This window comes from Nocardioides sp. (assembly GCF_031397825.1).
In the GTDB taxonomy this organism is placed as follows: domain Bacteria; phylum Actinomycetota; class Actinomycetes; order Propionibacteriales; family Nocardioidaceae; genus Nocardioides.
Genome location: NZ_JANNML010000081.1, coordinates 1 through 2,400, shown reverse-complemented (window position 1 = coordinate 2,400; position 2,400 = coordinate 1). Strand labels below are relative to the sequence as shown.

General features: G+C 71.2%; 4 protein-coding genes. 3 read left to right on the top strand and 1 reads right to left on the bottom strand.

Translation table 11 applies throughout. The annotated features are described in order from the left end of the window. The 3 genes from RMN98_RS06910 to RMN98_RS06900 form a co-directional block, all read left to right on the top strand. On the top strand, nt 1–378 hold a 378-nt coding region (locus tag RMN98_RS06910), incomplete at its 5' end, for a dihydrofolate reductase family protein (protein WP_309648074.1). A gap of 17 nt (nt 379–395) precedes the next feature. Further along, nucleotides 396–905, top strand: coding sequence for a nucleoside kinase (locus RMN98_RS06905; protein WP_309648073.1), 510 nt, complete (start codon nt 396–398; stop codon nt 903–905). A gap of 51 nt (nt 906–956) precedes the next feature. After that, nucleotides 957–1,490, top strand: coding sequence for a dihydrofolate reductase family protein (locus RMN98_RS06900; protein WP_309648072.1), 534 nt, complete (start codon nt 957–959; stop codon nt 1,488–1,490). A 6-nt stretch (nt 1,491–1,496) separates the two neighbouring features. On the opposite strand, the gene RMN98_RS06895 is transcribed toward RMN98_RS06900, so the two are convergent. Continuing rightward, nucleotides 1,497–2,213 carry a hypothetical protein gene (locus tag RMN98_RS06895; protein ID WP_309648071.1) on the bottom strand — a complete coding sequence of 239 codons (717 nt, stop codon included), beginning with the start codon at nt 2,211–2,213 and terminating at the stop codon, nt 1,497–1,499. Between the last annotated feature and the right edge of the window lie 187 nt (nt 2,214–2,400).

The window sequence follows — 2,400 nt, the reverse complement described above, 5'->3', positions numbered from 1 at the left end:
GACGAGGAGTGGAAGGGCTGGTGGGGCGACGAGCCGCCGTTCCACACCCCGGTCTTCGTCATGACCCACCACGAACGGCCGTCGTACTCGCTCTCGGACACGACCTTCCACTTCGTCGACGACTCCCCCGCGGCGGTGCTGGAGCAGGCGCTGCAGGCGGCCGACGGCAAGGACGTGCGGCTCGGCGGCGGCGCCAACACGATCCGGCAGTTCCTCGACGCCGGGCTCATCGACACGCTGCACGTCGCGGTCGGCCCTGACCCGCTGGGTGCCGGCTCGAGGCTGTGGGACTCCCCCGACGACCTGCTCGACCGCTATCACCGCGACGTCGTGCCCGGCTCCCACGGCGTGGTGCACCACCTGTTCTGGCGCACCTGAGGGGCGATACTGACGCGGTGGGCAAGCGCAACTACCTCGTCGAGGGGGTCTCGGGGACGGGCAAGACGTCCGTGTGCCACGAGCTGCACCGGCGTGGTTTCCAGGCGATCAACGGCGACCGGGAGCTGGCCTACCAGGGCGACCCCCTGACCGGCCGGCCGCTCGCCACCGCCGTGCACGAGCACCACCTCTGGGACGTGGCTCGGGTGCGAGAGCTGGCGGCCGACCAGCGTGAGCCCGCCACCTTCTTCTGCGGAGGCTCGCGCAACGTCGCGACGTTCACCGACCTGTTCGACGAGGTCTTCGTCCTCGACGTGGATCTCGACACCTTGCACCGGCGGCTGGATCAGCGCCCTCAGGGCGAGTGGGGCTCGCAACCGTCCGAGCGCGACCTGATCGTCCGACTCCACCAGACCCAGGAGGACCTCCCGGCCACGGGGGTGGTGATCGACGCCACCCGCCCACTCACGGCGGTCGTCGACGAGATCCTTCGTCGCACGGGGCTGTCGACCGATGACTCCGGGTGACCTGCCGGGTCTGAGCTGGGCAAGACCACCCCGACCCCAGGAGCCCGTGCCGTGCGAGACGTCGTCCTCTACACCCTGATCTCCCTCGACGGAGTCGCCGAGGAGCCCGGCGACTGGATGTTCGAAGCTGACGAGGAGGTCTTCGCCAACCTCGTCCGCGTCATCTCCACGCAGGACGACGTCCTGCTCGGTCGTGGCACCTACGACTACTGGGCCGGCTTCTGGCCGACCGCGGACGTCCAGCCGTTCGCCGACTTCATCAACCGGACGACGAAGCATGTCTTCACCTCGACCCCGCCCGACCAGCCGTGGTCGGGGACCGTCGTCGTCGGTGCTCCGCTGATCGACCACGTCAAGGACCTTCAGCAACGTCCCGGTGGCGACATCGGGGTGCACGGGAGCATCCGAATCGCCCAGTCCCTGCTGGCGGCCGACCTGGTCGACCGGCTCGAGCTCGTGGTCGTCCCGACCCTCGCGGGAACGGGTCGGCGCCTCTTCGGCGACCAGGGGCTGGTGCGCCTCACCCCCACGCGGGTGGACCGCTCGAGCTCCGGGTGCGTCCTCCTCACCTACGAGCGGGCCTGAGCCGGCTCAGCTGAGGTCGACGGCGAGCTGACGGCCCAGCCGGGTGAGCGACAGCGACGCCGCCAACCGCTCCGACGCGGCATTGCCCTCCCGGCACCGCCACTGGGCGACCAGACCGTCGTCGAGCGCCTGCGTCACCACCTCCCCTGCAGCCGCCGCCGCATAGCCGTGGCCACGTGCATCGGGCGTGGCCACGACACCCAGCTGCGCGATGTCGGCGCCCCACCGCTCCAGGCCCGCCAAGGCGGCCAGTCGGCCCTGGGGCGTCGTCGCCGCCCATCGCTGGGGCATGGTGGCGAGGCCACTCTCGTCCCACTCGTCGGCCGCGACGGCCAGGCGCATCGCTTCCACCAGGGCGTCATCCGCGCGTGTCGTCGCGACAGGGAGCCGCCTGTCGAGCCGGGTGTCGCGGTAGGACAGGGACGCCGACCCGATCGGCCTCGGCCGGAACGACGCCAAGCTCGCGACCAGGAGCTGCAGGTCGAGCAGCTCGGCACCGTCCAGACCCCGGATCCGCTCCAGGGCGGCTGGCGGACCGACGACCACGCGGGAGCGCTCCAGCTCCACGACGACCACCGCGGTCGCCCCCTCCCGGGCGAACGCTTGAGTGCCCGAGGAGGTCAGGGTCTCGACCGGCACGGACAGGCGCTCGGCCCACCCGTGCAGGACCCGGAGTCGACCAGTCGGCGACAGGGTCGGAGTGGCAGGCTCCGGGGTGGTCATGGAGCCATCGTGCCTCAGGGGTCGGTGAGGTCTCTGGTGCCGTGGGGGGTGGTGAGGTGGGTCTGGCCGTGGGGTTCGCGCCAGAGGAAGGTGCCGGGGGCGCGTTGTTGGTAGGTCCAGCCGGCGTGGGTCTTGAGCTGGTGGTGATGTCGGCAGAGGGGGGCGAGGTTGCACTCGCAGGTGATGC